General features: G+C 70.9%; 19 protein-coding genes. 14 read left to right on the forward strand and 5 right to left on the reverse strand.

Annotation, left to right across the window (positions count from 1 at the left end; all coding sequences use genetic code 11):
- Nucleotides 1–11: 11 nt before the first annotated feature.
- From pcaC to AB0A63_RS10285, 4 genes are all read left to right on the forward strand, one after another.
- On the forward strand, nt 12–356 hold the full coding sequence (gene pcaC, locus AB0A63_RS10270) for a 4-carboxymuconolactone decarboxylase (protein ID WP_360388376.1): 345 nt from the start codon (nt 12–14) through the stop codon (nt 354–356).
- Nucleotides 353–1,528, forward strand: a complete 1,176-nt coding sequence (locus AB0A63_RS10275; RefSeq protein ID WP_360387934.1) for a 4-hydroxybenzoate 3-monooxygenase — start codon at nt 353–355, stop codon at nt 1,526–1,528. The genes pcaC and AB0A63_RS10275 overlap by 4 nt, the downstream gene beginning before the upstream one ends.
- 34 nt (nt 1,529–1,562) lie before the next feature.
- Complete coding sequence (locus AB0A63_RS10280) at nt 1,563–2,657, forward strand: winged helix DNA-binding domain-containing protein (RefSeq protein WP_360387937.1); 1,095 nt, start codon at nt 1,563–1,565, stop codon at nt 2,655–2,657.
- 123 nt (nt 2,658–2,780) lie between these two features.
- Nucleotides 2,781–3,326, forward strand: coding sequence for a hypothetical protein (locus AB0A63_RS10285; RefSeq protein ID WP_360387939.1), 546 nt, complete (start codon nt 2,781–2,783; stop codon nt 3,324–3,326).
- A gap of 6 nt (nt 3,327–3,332) precedes the next feature.
- Here the strand turns inward: AB0A63_RS10285 and AB0A63_RS10290 are convergent, their stop codons facing one another.
- From AB0A63_RS10290 to AB0A63_RS10300, 3 genes are all read right to left on the reverse strand, one after another.
- Entirely contained in the window at nt 3,333–3,473 is a 141-nt protein-coding gene (locus tag AB0A63_RS10290) for a hypothetical protein (RefSeq protein ID WP_360387941.1), read from the reverse strand.
- A gap of 216 nt (nt 3,474–3,689) precedes the next feature.
- Nucleotides 3,690–4,043: a VOC family protein gene (locus AB0A63_RS10295; protein ID WP_360387944.1), complete on the reverse strand. Its 354-nt coding sequence runs from the start codon at nt 4,041–4,043 to the stop codon at nt 3,690–3,692.
- A 19-nt stretch (nt 4,044–4,062) separates the two neighbouring features.
- Nucleotides 4,063–4,989 (reverse strand): RNA polymerase subunit sigma-70, encoded by a 927-nt coding sequence (locus AB0A63_RS10300; protein WP_360387946.1) that lies wholly within the window; start codon nt 4,987–4,989, stop codon nt 4,063–4,065.
- 55 nt (nt 4,990–5,044) lie between these two features.
- On the opposite strand from AB0A63_RS10300, the gene AB0A63_RS10305 reads away from it, so the two are divergent.
- Nucleotides 5,045–5,617, forward strand: a complete 573-nt coding sequence (locus AB0A63_RS10305) for a maleylpyruvate isomerase family mycothiol-dependent enzyme (protein WP_360387948.1) — start codon at nt 5,045–5,047, stop codon at nt 5,615–5,617.
- A 3-nt stretch (nt 5,618–5,620) separates the two neighbouring features.
- Here AB0A63_RS10305 and AB0A63_RS10310 read toward each other — a convergent pair whose 3' ends face one another.
- A complete protein-coding gene (locus AB0A63_RS10310; protein WP_360387951.1) occupies nt 5,621–6,082 on the reverse strand; it encodes a MarR family transcriptional regulator in 462 nt (153 codons plus the stop codon).
- Nucleotides 6,083–6,139: 57 nt separating this feature from the next.
- Between AB0A63_RS10310 and AB0A63_RS10315 the strand changes: the two genes are divergently transcribed.
- The 9 genes from AB0A63_RS10315 to AB0A63_RS10355 all read left to right on the forward strand — a co-directional run bounded on the left by AB0A63_RS10315 (nt 6,140) and on the right by AB0A63_RS10355 (nt 17,505).
- Complete coding sequence (locus AB0A63_RS10315) at nt 6,140–8,122, forward strand: MMPL family transporter (RefSeq protein WP_360387954.1); 1,983 nt, start codon at nt 6,140–6,142, stop codon at nt 8,120–8,122.
- Nucleotides 8,123–9,241 carry a winged helix DNA-binding domain-containing protein gene (locus AB0A63_RS10320; RefSeq protein WP_360387957.1) on the forward strand — a complete coding sequence of 373 codons (1,119 nt, stop codon included), beginning with the start codon at nt 8,123–8,125 and terminating at the stop codon, nt 9,239–9,241.
- Nucleotides 9,242–9,673: 432 nt separating this feature from the next.
- Complete coding sequence (gene kdpF / locus AB0A63_RS10325; protein ID WP_065920105.1) at nt 9,674–9,772, forward strand: K(+)-transporting ATPase subunit F; 99 nt, start codon at nt 9,674–9,676, stop codon at nt 9,770–9,772.
- Nucleotides 9,772–11,394 carry a potassium-transporting ATPase subunit KdpA gene (gene kdpA, locus AB0A63_RS10330; RefSeq protein WP_360387961.1) on the forward strand — a complete coding sequence of 541 codons (1,623 nt, stop codon included), beginning with the start codon at nt 9,772–9,774 and terminating at the stop codon, nt 11,392–11,394. Before kdpF ends, kdpA begins: the two co-directional genes overlap by 1 nt.
- On the forward strand, nt 11,391–13,340 hold the full coding sequence (gene kdpB / locus AB0A63_RS10335) for a potassium-transporting ATPase subunit KdpB (RefSeq protein ID WP_360387964.1): 1,950 nt from the start codon (nt 11,391–11,393) through the stop codon (nt 13,338–13,340). The genes kdpA and kdpB overlap by 4 nt, the downstream gene beginning before the upstream one ends.
- A gap of 2 nt (nt 13,341–13,342) precedes the next feature.
- Nucleotides 13,343–13,873 (forward strand): potassium-transporting ATPase subunit C, encoded by a 531-nt coding sequence (locus tag AB0A63_RS10340; RefSeq protein WP_360387966.1) that lies wholly within the window; start codon nt 13,343–13,345, stop codon nt 13,871–13,873.
- Complete coding sequence (locus AB0A63_RS10345) at nt 13,848–16,346, forward strand: sensor histidine kinase KdpD (RefSeq protein ID WP_360387969.1); 2,499 nt, start codon at nt 13,848–13,850, stop codon at nt 16,344–16,346. Before AB0A63_RS10340 ends, AB0A63_RS10345 begins: the two co-directional genes overlap by 26 nt.
- Nucleotides 16,343–17,020 carry a response regulator gene (locus tag AB0A63_RS10350; protein ID WP_360387972.1) on the forward strand — a complete coding sequence of 226 codons (678 nt, stop codon included), beginning with the start codon at nt 16,343–16,345 and terminating at the stop codon, nt 17,018–17,020. Before AB0A63_RS10345 ends, AB0A63_RS10350 begins: the two co-directional genes overlap by 4 nt.
- Before the next feature lie 23 nt (nt 17,021–17,043).
- Nucleotides 17,044–17,505, forward strand: coding sequence for a hypothetical protein (locus tag AB0A63_RS10355; RefSeq protein ID WP_360387974.1), 462 nt, complete (start codon nt 17,044–17,046; stop codon nt 17,503–17,505).
- A 9-nt stretch (nt 17,506–17,514) separates the two neighbouring features.
- Here AB0A63_RS10355 and AB0A63_RS10360 read toward each other — a convergent pair whose 3' ends face one another.
- Nucleotides 17,515–18,051, reverse strand: a complete 537-nt coding sequence (locus AB0A63_RS10360; RefSeq protein WP_360387976.1) for a TetR family transcriptional regulator — start codon at nt 18,049–18,051, stop codon at nt 17,515–17,517.
- Nucleotides 18,052–18,080 lie beyond the last annotated feature (29 nt).

The raw sequence follows: 18,080 nt of genomic DNA on the forward strand, positions 1-18,080 counted from the left end.
ACGACGACGGCATGAAGGTGCGCCGGGAGGTGCTCGGTGACGCCCACGTCGACCGCGCGTCGGCGCCGGACGAGTTCACCGCCGACTTCCAGCAGTTCATCACCACCTACGCCTGGGGTGAGGTGTGGACGCGGCCGGGGCTCGACCGGCGGATGCGCAGCGCGATCACGCTCACCGCGCTCATCGCCAGGGGGCACTGGGACGAGCTCGCGATGCACGTGAAAGCAGCGCGGCGCAACGGACTGTCCACAGAGGAGATCAAGGAGGTCCTGCTGCAGAGCGCGATCTACTGCGGGGTCCCGTCGGCCAACCACGCGTTCGCTGTCGCGCGGCGTGCCCTTCAGGAGGAGATGTGAGCGTGACGCGCACCCAGGTCGGCATCGTCGGCGCTGGGCCCGCCGGGCTGATGTTGTCGCACCTGCTGTCGCTGCACGGGATCGACAGCGTCGTCGTCGACAACAGGTCCCGCGTGGAGATCGAGAACACCGTCCGCGCCGGCATCCTGGAGGCCGACAGCGCGCGGCTGCTCGTCGACTCCGGCGTGTCCGACCGGGTGCTGCGCGAAGGGCACCCGCACGAGGGCATCGACCTGCGGTTCAACGGGGAGAGCCACCGCGTCGACTTCCGGGCGCTGGTGGGCGAGTCGGTGTGGCTGTACCCGCAGACCGACGTGTTCGTCGACCTCGCGAACGCCCGCGAACGCGACGGTGGTGACGTGCGGTTCGGGGTGCGCGACACGGCCGTCGACGTCGACGAGCCGGCGATCTGCTTCACCGACGGCGACGGCGTCCGCCAGGAGGTGCGGTGCGACCTGCTCGTCGGCGCCGACGGGTCGCGGTCGACCTGTCGCGCCCAGGTGCCGCAGGCCGAACGCACGCACTACTTCCGTGAGTACCCCTTCGCCTGGTTCGGCATCATCACCGAGGCACCCAAGAGCGCGCCCGAGCTCGTCTACGCGCACTCGCCGCGCGGGTTCGCGTTGATCAGCCAGCGCACCGAGACCCACCAGCGCATGTACTTCCAGTGCGACCCCGAGACCGACGCGGCGGCGTGGTCGGACGAGCAGATCTGGGAGGAGCTGCAGACCCGCGTCGCCGGGCCGGACGGCTTCACCCTCAAGGAGGGGCCGATCACCGAACGGACCGTGCTGAAGTTCCGGTCGTTCGTCGCGGAACCCATGCGCCACGGCAGGCTGCTGCTCGCCGGCGACGCCGCGCACACCGTTCCGCCGACCGGTGCCAAGGGCCTCAACCTGGCGCTCGCCGACGTGAAGGTGCTCGCCGAGGTGATCGAACGCGCACTGCTCAAGGCCGACGACGACGCGCTCGACGAGTACGGGCCCCGCGCGCTGGGCCGGGTGTGGAAGGCACAGCACTTCTCCTACTGGATGACGTCGATGCTGCACACGCTGCCCGGCGCGGCCGAGTTCGACGTGCGCCGCCAGCTCGGGGAGCTGCAGTCGATCGTCGACTCCGAGGCGGGACGGCGGCTGCTGGCCGAGGGCTACACCGGCTCCTGGCCGGCTTGAGCGGGACTGGAGCCGCGAGGCGCACACTGCCGCGGTGGACATCGCCGCACTGCGCCTCGCCAACCAGCGGATCGGCACGTACGCCACGGCCGAGGCCGCCGTCCGCGCGCTCGGTGCCGTCCAGGCCCAGGACTACGGCCAGTCGCTGTGGGCACTGGGCCTGCGCACCGAACCGGGGGTGAGCGCCGACGTCGAGGAGGAGCTGCGCGCCGGGAAGATCGTCCGCACCTGGCTGATGCGCGGCACGATCCACTACGTGCTGGCCGAGGACGTCGGCTGGATGCTCGACCTGTTCGGCGCGCGCGACCTCGCCAAGCTGACCCCCAAGGCGTGGCAGTACCACCGGATGACGCCCGAGCTGATGGCGTTGGCGCGCAAGACGTTCGTGAACGCGCTCAGCGGCGGCGGGTGCCTGACCCGGCGCGAGATGATCGAGCTGATGGCGGGCGTGGGCATCCCCGACGACCGGCAGCAGAGCTACTTCACGTTCATCCACCTCGCCCAGGAGGGCTTGGTCGTGCCCGGCCCGCCACGCGGCAAGGACCAGACGTTCGTGCTGCTGGAGGAGTGGGCGCCGCACCAGCGGTCGCTCGCCGGCGACGAGGCGCTCGCCGTGCTGGCGCAGCGGTTCTTCACCAGCCACGGCCCGGCGACCGTCGCCGACTTCGCGAACTGGGCAGGCATCGGGCTCAAGCAGGCCGCACGCGGGCTGGAGCCGGTGCGCGGTGAGCTGGTGCGGGAGACCTTCGACGGCAAGGAGTACTGGCTGCCGCCGGACCTCGAACCGGCCACCGGCACCTACCTGCTGCCCGCCTACGACGAGCTGGTCATCGGCTACCGGGACCGCGCCGCGTACTTCACCCGCTATGACGAGATCCCGATCTCCACCTACAACGGCATGTTCTACGCGACGATCATCGAGGACGGCCAGATCGCCGGGCTGTGGAAGCGGGTGCTGAAGAAGACCTCCGTGGACGTGGAGCTGCGGCCGCTGCCCGGCTTCGACGTGGACGCGCTGGCCGAGCACACCCGGCGGTTCGGCGAGTTCCTCGGGCTGCCGGTGCGGACGGTCGTGCGCGACGCACCGGAGGCCGGGTCGTCGAAGGTCAGCTGGCGGTCCCGCAAGTGACGGGACCGGCTGAGGCCGGTGTACGCAAACTGACGTAGACGGGATCAGAGCACGAGCGGATGATGCGGTCGCCGCGGGCGGCGAGAGTGGGTGCCGACACCACGACCGAGGGAGCGCACCGCGATGACCACCACCCGCAAGCTCAGCGGCCGTGCCCGCAAAGCCGTGCTGCTCGTGCACGTCCTGGCGGCAGCGGCCTGGCTCGGCATCGACCTGGCACTGGGCATCCTGATCGTGATCGCCCTGTCCACAACGGACACGACCACGGCGGGCATCGCCATCCAGGCAGTGGACATGTTCGCGATCTGGCCGATGCTGGGCGCCAGCGTCGTGTGCATGGTCTCGGGCGCCGTCCTCGGCCTGGGCAGCAAGTACGGGCTCGTGCGCTACTGGTGGGTGGCCGTCAAGCTCGTGCTGAACGTCGGCATGAGCCTGCTGATCGCCTTCGCCCTGCGACCGGGAGTGCAGGAGGCGGCCCGCATCGGCACCCGCGTGCTGGCCGGTGACCCGGCCGCGGTGCTCCCGTCCGGCCTGCTGCCCCCGGTGGTGGTGGCACCGACGTTGCTGCTGGTCGCGTACGTGCTGTCGGTGTTCAAGCCGTGGGGACGAATCCGGCGGACGGCATCCTCGGCGAAGGGCGAGCGCCGGGACCTCGTCGGAGCGGCCTGACACCGGCTACCGCAGCCACTCCAGCACCAGTGCCGTCCGCTCCGACACCCTCGCCAACGGGGCCAGCTCCGGATCGTGCAGCCCACGGTCAAAGTTCGCGCGGTAGAGCCGCAACGAGTTCGCCCGCGACGCCGGATCAGCGTACATCTCACCCTCGTTGCTGCCCAGGCGCCTGCAAGTACCTCCAACTCGACATCGACAAGCACTTTGCTACCACCAACAGCACCGCTGGCCGTCTGCAGATCCAGGTCCGGTTCGACGGCGACGACCGTGTTGGTGGTAGTTGGCGGCGATCCGATCAAGGGTTGGCGGTACTTGCAGACGCCTTCGGCAGCAAGGAGGGCAAGGCTGCCGATCAGGTGCTCAGAGCTGCTGGGTCAGGTTCACGGGGTTCCCGTCCGGATCGAACACGTGCGCCACCCGCTGTCCCCACGGCATGTCGTTCGACGGCCCCCGCACCCGCCCGCCGGCGGCCTCGACCACGGGCAGCAGCGCGTCGACGTCCTCGACGTCCACGCTCAGCACGATGCGCGGGGCCGCGGTCAGGTCGGCGTCCTCCGCCACCAGTCCGAGCTCGGCGTCCCCGAGCCGCAGCGTCGTGGAGAACACCGCACCGGTCGCCGGGTACCTGGCCACCTCGGTCGCACCGAAGACCTGCTCGTAGAACGCCTGCATCGGCCCCGGGTTCGGCGTCACGATGATGGGCTGGATCGTCATGGGAGCTCCTTTCGTCCACTCACCTACGGGACGGCGCGCCGGAACTCATCGGTGCATCGAACAACGGCAGGAAGTCCTCGACGTTGAGGTACGTGCACGCGCCTGTGACCAGCCCGTCGCGCACGTCGAGGAACACCAGCCCGAACGGCCGGTTCAGACCTGGCCGCAGCTGCCAGTACGCCGGCGACCCGTTCGCCGCGACCGGCACCAGCCACGCCCCCTCGCACGGCGAACCAGGCGCTTGCAGCACCGCCGCCATGGCGTCCCGTCCGCGGATCCACCAGCTGAACGGCGGCATCGACATCGTGGCGTCCTCGTGCAACAACGCCACCAACGCGCGCATGTCGTGCCGTTCGAACGCATCGCAGTACCGGCGGAGCAGCTCCTTCTGCGTCGCGTCCGCCGGGTCCACCGCCTCACCGGGATCGGTGGTGCGCACCGTCGCCCGCGCCCGTTGCAGCGCGCTGTTGGCCGCAGCGACCGAGATGTCCAGCAGCTCGGCCACCTCCGCTGCCTGCCACGCCAGCACGTCGCGCAGGATCAGCACCGCGCGCTGCCGTGCGGGCAGGTGCTGCAACGCCGCCACGAACGCCAGCCGCACCGTCTCCTTGCGGATCGCCTGGTCCTCCGGCAACACCCTGTGGTCCGGCACCGGCTGCACGAACACCCGCTCGTGCAACGGCGCCCCGAGCTCCCCGCCGGCCGGTCCCAGGTCCACGGCCAACGCACGCCGTTGCGGAGAACGCTGCATGTCGATGCAGATGTTGGTCGCGATCCGGTACAGCCACGTGCGCAACGACGCGCGCGAGGCGTCGAAGCTGTCGTAGGCCTTCCACGCGCGCACGAGCGTCTCCTGCGCGGCGTCCTCGGCCTCGAAACCGGAGCCGAGCATGCGGTAGCAGTAGCCGGTCAGCTCGACCCGGAACGGCTCCAGCGCCTCGATCACGCGCACGACCCTACGCGGACCGATGAGTTCTCGTCGTCCCTTCCGTACGACGTGCATGGACATCAAGGACGTGGTGGCCGCCGAACGGCGCGACCAGGCAGAACTGCTCGAATCCCTCACGCAGCAGCAGTGGGACTCCGCAAGCCTGTGCGCAGGCTGGCGCGTGAAGGAGGTCATCGCCCACACGACGCTCCCATACCGCAGCTCACCGGGCCGCATCCTCAAGGAGGTGCTGAAAGCCGGCGGCAGCTTCAACCGCGCCTCCGACCGCATGGCCAGGCAGGACGCCGCGCAACTGTCCCCGCGGCAGCTCCTCGACACCCTGAAGGCCAACGTCCACCACCCCTGGACCCCACCAGGCGGCGGGCCCGTCGGCGCGCTCTCGCACGACGTCATCCACGGCCTGGACGTCACGGTCGCGCTCGGACTCGACCGGAAGGTGCCGCTCGACCGGCTGCGGCTCGTGCTCGACGGGGTGAAGCCCGGTCACGTCCGGTACTTCAAGTCCGACGTGAAGGGCAGGGAGCTGGTCGCCACCGACCTGGACTGGACGTTCGGCGCGGGGACGCCCGTCCGCGACGAGGCGCAGAACCTGCTGCTCCTCGTCTGCGGGCGCAGGCTGCCCTGACGGTCAGGCGGGCGGGGTGAGGACCTCCGCGCGCACCCGTGCCGTCGCCGCCGTCGTGGACGCGAGGAAGTCGGCCACCACCCGCCGGTCCTCGGGGGTCATGGCGCCCCACGTCGCCGCGAACTCGCGGGCGAGCGGCTGGAAGAACGTCGAGGCCAGTGCCTCCGCCGCCGCGTGCACGCGCAGTTCCACGCGGCGGCGGTCGCCGGGGCTGCGGTCGCGGCTCACGTGGCCGGCGCGTTCCAGGCGGTCCAGCACCGACGTCGTGGCGGAGGCGCTGAGGTTCAGGGCGCGGGCGAGTGTGCCCGGTGTCATGGGGGAGTGGGCGGTCATGAGCAGGTTCAGCGCTGTCATGTCGGTGGAGTGCAGCTCGTGGGCCGCGCTGAAGATCTCCAGGAACCGGTTCGACTCCATCACCAGCGCCCGCACCAGCATGCTGAGTTCGTAGTCGCTTGCGTCGCTCACCCCGCCAGCATACTGTTTCGGTCATCGAAACTTTCGACGATCGAAGGACATAGGCTCATGAGGGTGCTCGCCGGGTTGCTTCTCGTCGTGTGGCTGGCGGTGGGAGGGTTCACCGGGCCGTACGCGGGCAAACTGTCCGAGGTCGCCGAGAACGACAGCAGCGCGTTCCTGCCGAACTCGGCGGAGTCCACACAGGTCGCGGAGCTGCAGAAGAAGTTCCAGCAGACCAACGCCATCCCCGCGATCGTGGTGGCCGAACGCCAGGGTGGGCTCACCGCGGAGGACACGCGGTTCCTCGCCGATCGGGGCAAGGGGTTCCAGGCCTCGCCGGTCATCCCGTCCCAGAAGGACGGGGACGCGGCGCAGATCGTCGTCCTGCTCGACCCGGCCAAGGACGTCAAGGACGGTGTCGCGGAGCTGCGGGACGGCTCGCGCAGCGCGCCGCAGGGGCTGACGGTGCTGGTCACCGGGCCGGCCGCGCAGGTCGCCGACCTGGTCGAGGCGTTCGGCGGGATCGACGGGTTGCTGCTGCTGGTCGCCGGCGCGGTGGTCGCGCTCATCCTGCTCGTCGTCTACCGCAGCCCGCTGCTGCCGCTCGTGGTGCTCGTCTCCGCCGTGTTCGCGCTCGGGCTGGCCAGCTTCGTCGTCTACCTGCTCGCGAAATACGACGTGCTCGCGTTGAACGGCCAGAGCCAGGGCATCCTCTCCATCCTGGTCTTCGGCGCCGCCACGGACTACGCACTGCTGCTGGTGTCCCGCTTCCGCGAGGAGCTGCGGGACGAGGAGAACAGGTTCACCGCCATCCGCTCCGCCTGGCGCGGCACGGTCGAACCCATCGCCGCCTCCGCGGGCACGGTCATCCTCGGCGTGCTGTGCCTGCTGTTCAGCGACCTCGACTCCAACAAGGGCCTCGGCCCGGTCGCCGCGATCGGCATCGGTGCCGCGCTGCTCACGGCCATGACGTTCCTGCCGGCGGTGCTCGCCCTGCTGGGACGGGCCGCGTTCTGGCCGTTCGCGCCGAAGCTGGGCTCCCCGCACCCGGAGACCAGCGGGCTGTGGGGGCGCGTGGCCGCCCTGGTGCGCCGCAAGCCGCGGGCCATCTGGATCGTCACCGCGCTGGTGCTGCTGGCGGGAGCGGCGTTCCTGCCGCAGCTCAAGGCCTCCGGCACGGCGCAGTCCGACGTGTTCCTCACCGAGGTCGAGTCCGTCGCCGGCCAAGAGGTGCTGTCACGGCACTTCCCCGGCGGCACCGGCTCGCCGACCGTCATCATCGCCAACGAGGGCAAGACCGCCGACGTCGTCGCGAAGGCCGCTGTGGACGGTGTGGCGAACGTCCGGCCCAGCGGGACCGCCGACGGCCTGGTGCGGATCGAGGCCACGCTCGCCGACGCGCCGGACTCCGACGCGGCGGTCGCCACGGTCGAACGCATCCGTGCGGCGGTGCACGGCGTCGAGGGCGCGGACGCGAAGGTCGGCGGGCAGACGGCGACGTTGCTCGACACCAGGACGACCTCAGAACGCGACCGGCTGCTGATCATCCCGATCGTGCTCGTCGTGATCTTCCTGGTGCTGGCGCTGCTGCTGCGGTCGGTGCTGGCGCCGTTGCTGCTGATCGGGACGGTCGTGCTGTCGTTCGCGGCCACCATGGGCGTGTCGGCGCTGGTGTTCAACCACCTGTTCGACTTCCCCGGCGCGGACCCGGTGGTGCCGCTGTTCGGGTTCGTGTTCCTGGTGGCGCTGGGCATCGACTACAACATCTTCCTCATGACCCGCGTCCGCGAGGAGACGCAGCAGCTCGGCACGGTCGAGGGCACCATCAGGGGCCTCAGCCTGACCGGTGGCGTGATCACGTCTGCGGGGGTGGTGCTGGCGGCCACGTTCGCGGCGCTCGCGGTGCTGCCGATCCTGTTCCTCACCCAGATCGCGTTCATCGTGGCGTTCGGCGTCCTGCTCGACACGCTGCTGGTGCGGTCGCTGCTGGTGCCCGCGCTGTCGGTGGACATCGGCGGCCGGATCTGGTGGCCCTCGAAGCTGAGGTAGGTGAGGATCACCCGCATGACCCCGACGCCACGACAGCTCAACCGCGCGACGCTCGACCGCCAGCTGCTGCTGCGGCGGGAACCGGTGGACGTGCCCAGCGCGGTCGAGCGGGTCGTGGCGATCCAGGCCCAGGAAACGGCCTCGCCCTACCTGGCCCTGTGGAACCGCGTCGCCGGCTTCGACCCGGCCGACCTGGACGCCGCGTTCGCCGGCGGCACGGTCCGCAAGGCCACGCTGATGCGGATCACCCTGCACGCGGTCACCGCCGCCGACCACGAGGTGTTCCACCACGCGATGCTGCCCGCACTGCGCGCGTCACGGTTGTACGACAAGCGGTTCAAGGCCATGGACATCACCGTGGACCAGGCCGACGCACTGCTGGAGCACGTGCTCGCTTTCGCCTCGGTGCCGCGGGCGAAGGCGGAGATCGAGGAGTTGCTGCACTCGCACGCCGGTGACGTCGGCCAGCCCGGTGTCTGGTGGGCGCTGCGCACCTACGGCGGGCTCGTGCACGCACCGACCGGCGGACCGTGGTCGTTCGGGCCGCGCCCGTCCTACCTGGCCGCGCGCACCGGGAGCAGGGAGCAGCTGGAGTGCGTGGCCGAGCTCGTCCGCCGCTACCTCACCGGCTTCGGGCCCGCCACCGTCGCCGACGTCAACCAGTTCACGATGCTGCCGCGCGGCACGATCCGCGCCGCCCTGGAGCTGCTGGACCTGGAACGGCACGGCGAGCACCTCGACGTGCCGAACCGGACGGTCCCGGACGAGGACACGCCCGCCCCCGCGCGGCTGATGGCGATGTGGGACAGCACTTTGCTCGCCTATGCCGACCGCAGCCGGATCATCCCGCCCGAGTACCGCAAGGTCGTCATCGGCAACAACGGCGACACGCTGCCCACCCTGCTCGTGGACGGGTACGTGGCGGGCGTGTGGCGCCCGCTTGCCGACGGAGCTATTGAGATGACCGCCTTCCACGCCCTGAAAGAGGACGACTGGGCGGCGCTGGCCGTGGAAGCGTCGGCGGTGCGCGAGTTCCTCGGTGACCGCGAACCCCAGGTGTACAAGCGCTACGGCAGGTGGTGGAGCGGCCTTCCGGCCCACGACGTTCGCACTGTGTGAGAACGTCAGCCTCTACAAAGGACTTCCACTGGGTCAGAACACCCGCATGAAGAACGCCCGGACGGCGTACCGCAGCGGTCGCTGACCCTGCTGACACCGGGCCGCGTCCACCCTGGGCGCGGCCCGGTTCCGTTCAACGCCGGCCGCGCCGTGACGCCTTCTGCGCCAGAACCTCACGCACCGTGACCCCTGAGAGCCCTGACGGGTGAGACCCACGTCTCCCCGGCCTCAAGAACGCGTAAAGGTCGGCCCCCGCCCCGTAAGGACGCTGTCAGGCCTCCCCTGAACAGGTGTTTCCTCGTGCACGCTCCCGCTCGTCATGGAAAAACCTGTCGTTGAAGGGAGCGGCGTCATGGCCGACCTGGCCTACGCGTTGCTGCTGATCGGGAGTTTCGTCGTGCTGGGACTGACGGTGCGCGGACTGGAGAAGCTGTGAGCACGGGACTCGTCGCGAACGCCGTCGCCGGCGTCCTCGCGCTCGCTCTGATCGTCTACCTGTTCGTCGCGCTCGTGAGGCCGGAGAAGTTCTGATGTCACCTCTCGTGGCCGGCCTGGCCCAGGTCGGCATCCTGTTCGCGGCACTGGCGGTCGTGTACCGGCCACTCGGCGACCACATGGCCCGCGTCTTCCAGCGCGAAGGCCATTCCAGGGTCGAGGCGGCGATCTACCGCTTCGCGCGGATCGACCCGGACGCCGAGCAGAGGTGGAGCACCTACGCCTACGGCGTGCTGGGCTTCTCTTTCGTCGGCATCGTGTTCCTCTACGTGCTCCAGCGCGTGCAGTCCCTGCTGCCGTTCGACTTCGGCCGCGGCAACGTCGGACCGGGCATGGCGTTCAACACCGCCATCAGCTTCGTGGCCAACACGAACTGGCAGTCGTACGTGCCGGAAGCGGTCATGGGCCACACGGTCCAGATGATCGGCCTGACCGTGCAGAACTTCGTGTCCGCCGCGGTCGGCCTCGCGGTCGCCGTCGCGCTGGTCCGCGGGTTCGTCCGCAGCCGGACCGACCGGCTCGGCAACTTCTGGGTCGACCTCGTGCGCGGCACGCTCCGCATCCTGTTGCCGATCGCGTTCCTGTTCGCCGTCGTGCTGATCGCCTTCGGTGTCACGATGAGCTTCAAGTCCGGAGTGGACGTTGACGGTCAGCTGGTCGCCAACGCGCCCGTTGCCGGTCAGGAGGCCATCAAGGAGCTCGGCACCAACGGCGGCGGCATCCTCAACGCCAACTCCGCGCACCCGTTCGAGAACCCGAACGAGTGGTCGAACCTGATCGAGGTCTTCCTCATCCTGGTGGTCCCGGTCGCGCTGACCCGCACGTTCGGCGTGCTGGTGGGGGAGAAGAAGCAGGGGTACGTGCTGCTGGGCGTCATGGGCGGCATCTGGACCGCGATGCTCGCGGTCATCTGGGGTGCCGAGGCGAACGGCGTCCGGCCGTTGGAGGGCAAGGAGCTGCGGTTCGGCATCCCCGGCAGCGCGATCTTCGCCGACGCCACCACCGGCACCTCGACCGGTGCGGTGAACTCGTTGCACGACAGCTACACCGGGCTCGGCGGCGGCGGGGCGCTGCTGAACATGCTGTTCGGCGAGATGACGCCGGGCGGTGTCGGCACCGGTCTCTACAGCATCCTCGTCATGGCGGTCATCGCGATGTTCCTCGCGGGCCTGATGGTCGGCCGCACGCCCGAGTACCTCGGCAAGAAGCTGGGGCGCAGGGAGGTCACAGCCGCGGCGGTCTCGATCCTCGCGATGCCCACGGTGCTGCTCGTCGGCGCCGGCATCGCCGCGGTCCTGCCCAGCACGCGGGCAGCGCTCAACAACCCCGGCTCGCACGGGTTGTCGGAGATCCTCTACGCCTACGCGTCGGCCTCCAACAACAACGGCAGCGCGTTCGGCGGCATCACGGTCACCAGCGACTGGTTCCAGTCGTCGCTGGGCCTGTGCATGCTCTTCGGCCGGCTCGTCCCGATCGTCGCGGTGCTGGCGCTGGCCGGATCGCTGGCGGCGCAGAAGAAGGTGCCGGTCACCGCAGGCACGCTGCCCACCACCGGCCCGCTGTTCGCGACCCTGCTGGCCGGCTCGATCGTCCTGGTCGCCGCGCTCACGTTCGTTCCCGCTCTCGCTCTCGGTCCCGTCGCGGAGGCACTGCTGTGACCACGAAACCCGGTCTCGCGGCCGCCCTGCCGGAGGCGTTGAAGAAGCTCCACCCGCGGCACCAGCTGCGCAGTCCCGTCATGTTCGTCGTGTGGGTGGGTTCGGTGCTGGTCACCGTGTTCGCGGTGGCCGAACCGAGCGTGTTCACCACCGCCGTCGCCGCGTGGCTGTGGTTCACCGTGCTGTTCGCGAACCTCGCGGAGGCCGTCGCGGAAGGCCGCGGCAAGGCGCAGGCGGACTCGCTCAGGAAGACCAAGGAAGACGCCGTCGCGAGGCTCGTCAGCGGCGGCGTCGTGCCCGGCACCGAACTGGAGGTCGGCGACCTGGTCGTCGTCGAGGCCGGTGAGGTCATCCCCGGCGACGGTGACGTGGTCGAGGGCATCGCGACCGTGGACGAGTCGGCGATCACCGGCGAGTCCGCACCCGTCATCCGCGAGTCCGGCGGCGACCGGTGCGCGGTCACCGGTGGCACGACGGTGCTGTCGGACCGGATCGTCGTGCGGATCACGACCAGGCCCGGCGAGTCCTTCGTGGACCGGATGATCGCACTCGTCGAAGGCGCGGAACGGCAGAAGACGCCGAACGAGGTCGCGCTGACGATCCTGCTGTCGACGCTGACGATCATCTTCCTGCTGGCCGTCGTCGCGCTGCAGCCGTTCGCGATCCACTCCGGCGGCGAGCAGTCGGTGGTCGTGCTGACCGCGTTGCTGGTCTGCCTGATCCCGACGACGATCGGCGCACTGCTGTCCGCGATCGGCATCGCCGGCATGGACCGGCTGGTGCAGCGCAACGTCCTGGCCACGTCGGGCAAGGCCGTGGAGGCCGCCGGTGACATCGACACGTTGCTGCTCGACAAGACCGGCACGATCACGTGGGGCAACCGGCGCGCGACCGAGTTCATCCCGGTCGGCCCGACGTCCGAGGAGGAACTGGTCGCGGCCGCACGGCTGGCGAGCCTCGCCGACGACACCCCGGAGGGCCGCAGCATCCTCCAGCTCGCCGGCGGTGCACCGGCGAGCGACCACGAGAAGACCGGCGAGTTCGTCGCGTTCACGGCGCAGACCAGGATGTCCGGCATCGACCTGGGCGACCGCAGCATCCGCAAGGGCGCCGCGTCCGCGTTCGAGCTGACCGACACCGCACGCGAGATCGTGGACGAGATCAGTGCCCAGGGCGGAACCCCGCTCGTCGTGGCCGAGAACGGCCGGGTGCTGGGGATCGTCCGCCTGTCCGACGTCGTGAAGCCCGGCATGAAGGAGCGCTTCGCCGAGCTGCGGGCGATGGGCATCCGCACGGTCATGGTCACCGGCGACAACCCGTTGACGGCCAAGGCCATCGCCGAACAGGCGGGCGTGGACGACTTCCTCGCCGAGGCCAAGCCCGAGGACAAGATGGCCCTGATCCGCCAGGAGCAGGAGGGCGGCCGGCTGGTCGCGATGACCGGTGACGGCACCAACGACGCACCGGCGCTGGCCCAGGCCGACGTCGGCGTCGCGATGAACACCGGCACGTCGGCCGCGAAGGAGGCCGGCAACATGGTCGACCTCGACTCGGACCCGACCAAGCTGATCGAGATCGTGGAGATCGGCAAGCAGCTGCTGATCACGCGGGGGGCGCTGACGACGTTCTCCGTCGCCAACGACCTGGCGAAGTACTTCGCGATCCTGCCCGCGATGTTCGCGGCGATCTACCCGGCGCTGGGGCAGCTCAACGTCATGCGCCTCGCGACACCGCAGTCGGCCATCCTGTCCGCGGTGATCTTCAACGCGGTGGTCATCGTGGCGCTGATCCCGCTGGCCCTGCGGGGCGTCCGCTACCGGCCGTCCAGCGCCTCCGCGCTGCTGCGGCGCAACCTGCTGGTCTACGGCCTCGGCGGCATCGTGACGCCGTTCGCCGGGATCTGGCTGATCGACCTGCTCGTGCGACTCATCCCCGGGATCGGCTGACGATGACGAACTTCCTGAAGCAGTCGTGGGCGGGTCTGCGGATCCTGCTCGCGCTGACCGTGCTCCTCGGCGTGCTGTACCCGCTGGCGGTCTGGGGCGTCTCGCGCGTCCCCGGCCTGCACGCCAACGCCGAGGCCACCGGCACCACCCTGGTCGCCGTCGCACGCGAGGGCGACCGGTACTTCCAGCCGCGGCCCTCCGCGGCGACGCTGCCCGCCTCGGGCGGCTCGAACAAGGGCGAGCTGAACGAGGACTACACGAAGGTGGTCGACGAACGCCGCACGGCCGTGGCGCAGCGCGAAGGCGTGTCCGAGGACCGGGTGCCGCAGGACGCGGTGACCGCGTCGGCGTCCGGCCTCGACCCGCACATCAGCCCGGAGTACGCGGCGCTGCAGGTGCCTCGGGTGGCACGCGCGTCCGGGCTGTCCGAGGAGAGGGTGCGGGAGCTGGTGGCGGCCTGGACCTCCGGCACCTTCACCACCGCGGTCAACGTGACGGCGCTCAACCGTGCCATCGACGCCGCCACCCGGTGACCGCCGCCGGGGTCAGCTGAGGATCCACCTCGGCGCCGCTCCCGGTGTCGGCAAGACCTTCGCCGTGCTCGGCGAGGCCCACCGGCGCCGGGGGCGGGGCACCGAGGTGGTCGTGGGACTCGTGGAGACCCACGGCCGGGAGAAGACCGCCGCCCTGCTCGACGGGCTGGAGGTGGTGCCGCGCACGCGGGTGCGGCACCGCGGGCTCGACGTCGAGGAGATGGACGTCGACGCGGTCCTCGCACGCAGGCCCGAGGTCGCCGTCGTCGACGAGCTCGCCCACACCAACGCGCCCGGCTCCCGCAACGAGAAGCGCTGGCAGGACGTCGAAGAGCTGCTCGACGCGGGCATCGACGTGCTGTCCACGGTGAACGTGCAGCACCTGGAGTCGGTGAACGACGTCGTCGAACGCATCACCGGTGTGCGGCAACGGGAGACGGTACCCGACGAGGTGGTCCGCCGCGCGGAACAGGTCGAGCTCGTCGACCTCACCCCGGAGGCGCTGCGCCGCCGGCTCGCCCACGGCAACGTCTACCCGGCGCACCGCATCGACGCCGCGCTGGGCAACTACTTCCGGATCGGCAACCTCACGGCGTTGCGGGAGCTGGCCCTGCTGTGGGTGGCCGACCAGGTCGACGTGGCGTTGCAGCGCTACCGCAGCGAGAAGGACATCACCGACACCTGGGAGATCCGCGAACGCGTGGTCGCCGCGATCACCGGCGGACCGGAGAGCGAGACGCTGATCCGGCGCGCCCGCCGGATCGCGGTGCGGGCCGGTGCGGAGCTGCTGGTCGTCCACGTCCTGCGCGGCGACGGGCTGACCGGCGTGACGCACGGGCACATCGCCCGCTCCCGCAAGACCGCCGAGGACGTCGGCGCGACGTTCCACTCGGTGGTGGGCGACGACGTTCCGACGGCGTTGCTGGAGTTCGCCCGCGGTGTGAACGCCACCCAGCTGGTGCTGGGGACCTCACGGCGCTCACGGGTCGCGCGGGCGTTCGACGAGGGCATCGGTGCCGCTGTCGTGCAGGAGTCCGGCGCGATCGACGTGCACATGGTCACCCACGACGAGGCCCGGCGCGGGCTGCGCTGGCAGGTCGGCACCGACCCGTTGCCGGTGCGGCGCAGGCTCACCGGCTGGGGCCTCGCCCTGGTGCTGCCCGCCGGCGTCACCGCCCTGGGCCTGCTGTGGCGCGACGAGCTGGACTTCTCCACCGACCTGGTGGCGTTCCTGCTCGTCGCCTGCGTCGTCGCCATCGCGGGCGGGCTGGGACCGGCGCTGTTCTGCGCGGTGCTCGGCGCCGGGCTGCTCAACTTCTTCTTCACCGAGCCCTACCACAGTCTGGCCGTGCAGACGCCGGAGAACGTGATCACGCTGGCCGCCATGGTGATCGTCGCGACCGTCGTGGCGCTGACCGTCGACCGGGCGGCGCGGCTGGGAGAGCAGGGCGCGCGGGCGCGGACCGAGGCGGCGTTGCTGGCCTCGTACTCGCGGACCGTGCTGACCGCGCCGTTCCCGCTGGCGCGGCTGCTGGAGAAGATCCGGGAGAACTTCGGCCTGGACTCGGTGGCGCTGGTGGAGCGCAGAAACGGGGAGTGGTGCTGCGTCGACCGCGCCGGGCGGGACTCCGGTCCCGTGACCGACGTGACGGTCACCGGTGACGTGCGGTTGCGGCTGAGCGGACGGGTGCTGCCCGCGAGCGACCAGCGGGTGCTGGAGGCGGCGGCCGGGCAGACGTTCGTGGCGCTGCGGCACCAGCGGATGGCCGCCGACGCCCTGGAAGCACGGCGGAAAGCCGAGACGTCCGAGCTGCGCACGGCACTGCTGTCGGCGGTCGGCCACGACCTCCGCACGCCGTTGACGTCGATCAAGGCGGCGACCGCGAGCCTGCGGGACACCTCGCCGGCACTGTCCGAACAGGACACCGCCGACCTGGTGGAGACCGTGGCGGAGTCCGCCGACCGGTTGACCGGCCTGGTGGACGACCTGCTCGACTCGTCGCACCTCGCGACCGGCTCGGTCGAACCGGTGCTGCGGCCGGTCGGCTGCGACGAGGTCGTGGCACGGGCGCTCGCCGGCCTCGGCGGCGAGGTGTTGGTCGCGGTGGCGGAGGACCTGCCGCCCGTGCTGGCCGACCCGGGGCTGCTGGAACGCGTGGTGGTCAACGTCGTCGACAACGCGCTGCGGCACGGCAGCCCGTCGCCGGTGGCGGTCCGCGGCAGCCGCCACGGCTCCTCCGTCGAGCTGCGGGTCGTCGACCACGGTCCGGGACTGCCGAAGAACGCCGGGCACACGGTGTTCGCGCCGTTCCAGCGCCTCGGCGACCGTGCCGCCACACCGGGCGCCGGCCTCGGCCTGAGCGTCGCCAAGGGCTTCACCGCCGCCATGGGCGGGAAGATCAGCGCGGAGGACACCCCGGGAGGAGGGCTCACGATCGTGATCTCCCTGCCCGTCCACGAGGAGGCGCCATGACGTCCGTTCTGGTGGTCGACGACGAACCGCAGATCGTGCGCGCGTTGAGGATCAACCTCAGCGCCCGCGGCTACGACGTGATGACCGCGTACGACGGCAAGTCCGCACTCGGCGTGGCCGTGGAGGGCAAACCCGACGTGGTCGTGCTGGACCTGGGCCTGCCCGACCTCGACGGCGTGGAGGTGATCGCGGGCCTGCGCGGCTGGTCCTCGGTCCCGATCATCGTCCTGTCCGCCCGTACCGACTCCGCCGCCAAGGTCGAGGCCCTCGACGCCGGCGCCGACGACTACGTGACCAAGCCGTTCGGCATGGACGAGCTCCTCGCCCGCCTGCGTGCGGCCGTCCGCCGCGGCCTCACCCGCGACGTCGCCGACCCGGTGGTCGAGACGTCGTCGTTCGTCGTGGACCTGGCCGCGAAGAAGGTCCGCCGCGACGGCCACGAGGTGCACCTGACGCCCACCGAGTGGGGCCTGGTCGAGGTCCTGGCCCGCAACCCCGGCCGGCTCGTGTCGCAGAAGCAGTTGCTGCGGGAGGTGTGGGGACCGAAGCACCTCACCGAGTCGCAGTACCTGCGCGTCTACTTCGCCCAGTTGCGCCGCAAGCTCGAAGCCGACCCCGCCCACCCCCGGCACCTGGTCACCGAACCCGGGATGGGCTACCGCTTCGAGCTCTGACGCGGTTGCGGGAGAATCGGCGGATGGTCACAGATCCGACGATGGCCCGCATCGCCGAAGGCGTGGAGCTGCACCACCGCCGCGGTCAGCGGGAGGCCGCCCGCGAGCTGTTCGCCCGGATCTGGGACGACATCGGCGGCACCGGGGGCGACCCGCTGCACGTGTGCGTCCTCGCCCACTCGATGGCCGACGTCCAGGACGACGTGCACGAGGAGCTGGTCTGGGACCTGCGGGCGCTGGCCGCCGCCGACTCGCTCTCCGACGAGCGCACAGCGGAGGCCGGGGTGGCGCTGCCGGTGGCCGGGCTGTACCCGTCGCTGCACCTGAACCTGGCCGACTGCCACCGCAGGCTGGGCGACCTCGACCGCGCCCGCGACCACCTCCGGCAGGCGCGGGACACGATCGGCGTGCTCGGCGACGACGACTACGGGCGGCTCATCCGGGGCGGTCTGGACCGGCTGGAGCAGCGGCTGGCCGGTGGATGACGGCCGGCGCTACCGCAGCAGGCGGCGCAGCACCTCTTCGAGGTCGGCGGGCTTCGGCGTCCCCGGCGACACCAGCGCCTGGTACAGCAGCCCGCTGAACATCGCGGTGAGCGCCCGCGCGGTCGTCGAGTCCACTGTGGACTCGAAGACCTCGGTCAGCAGCCGGTCCCACGACGTGCTGGCCGCACGGAGCGCCGGCCGCCGCAGGGCACCGCCGTACAGCTCGTAGGCCAGCACGCTGGTCTGCCGGTGCTCGCTCGCCAGCAGGACGACGAAGCGCGCGAGCTCGGCGCTCAGGTCGGCATCGTCGGGCAGCGCGAGCGCCCACTCGCGCAGGCGTGCGACGTTGCGCTCGGCCACGGTGCGGACCGCGGCGTCGAGCAGCTCGTCGAGGCTCAGGAAGTGGTAGGTCGTGGAACCCAGCGGCACGTCGGCGCGGGCCGCGACGGCCCGGTGGGTCAGTGCCGGCAGGCCGCACTCGGAGATCAGCTCGACCGCGGCCTCGATGATCCGCTCGCGGCGGTGGGGGTCGTGCCGCCGCGCCATCCTCGCTCCTACCGGTTCGCCGAGCCCGT

Origin of the sequence: Lentzea sp. NPDC042327, from assembly GCF_040647275.1 — a bacterium.
GTDB lineage: Bacteria > Actinomycetota > Actinomycetes > Mycobacteriales > Pseudonocardiaceae > Lentzea.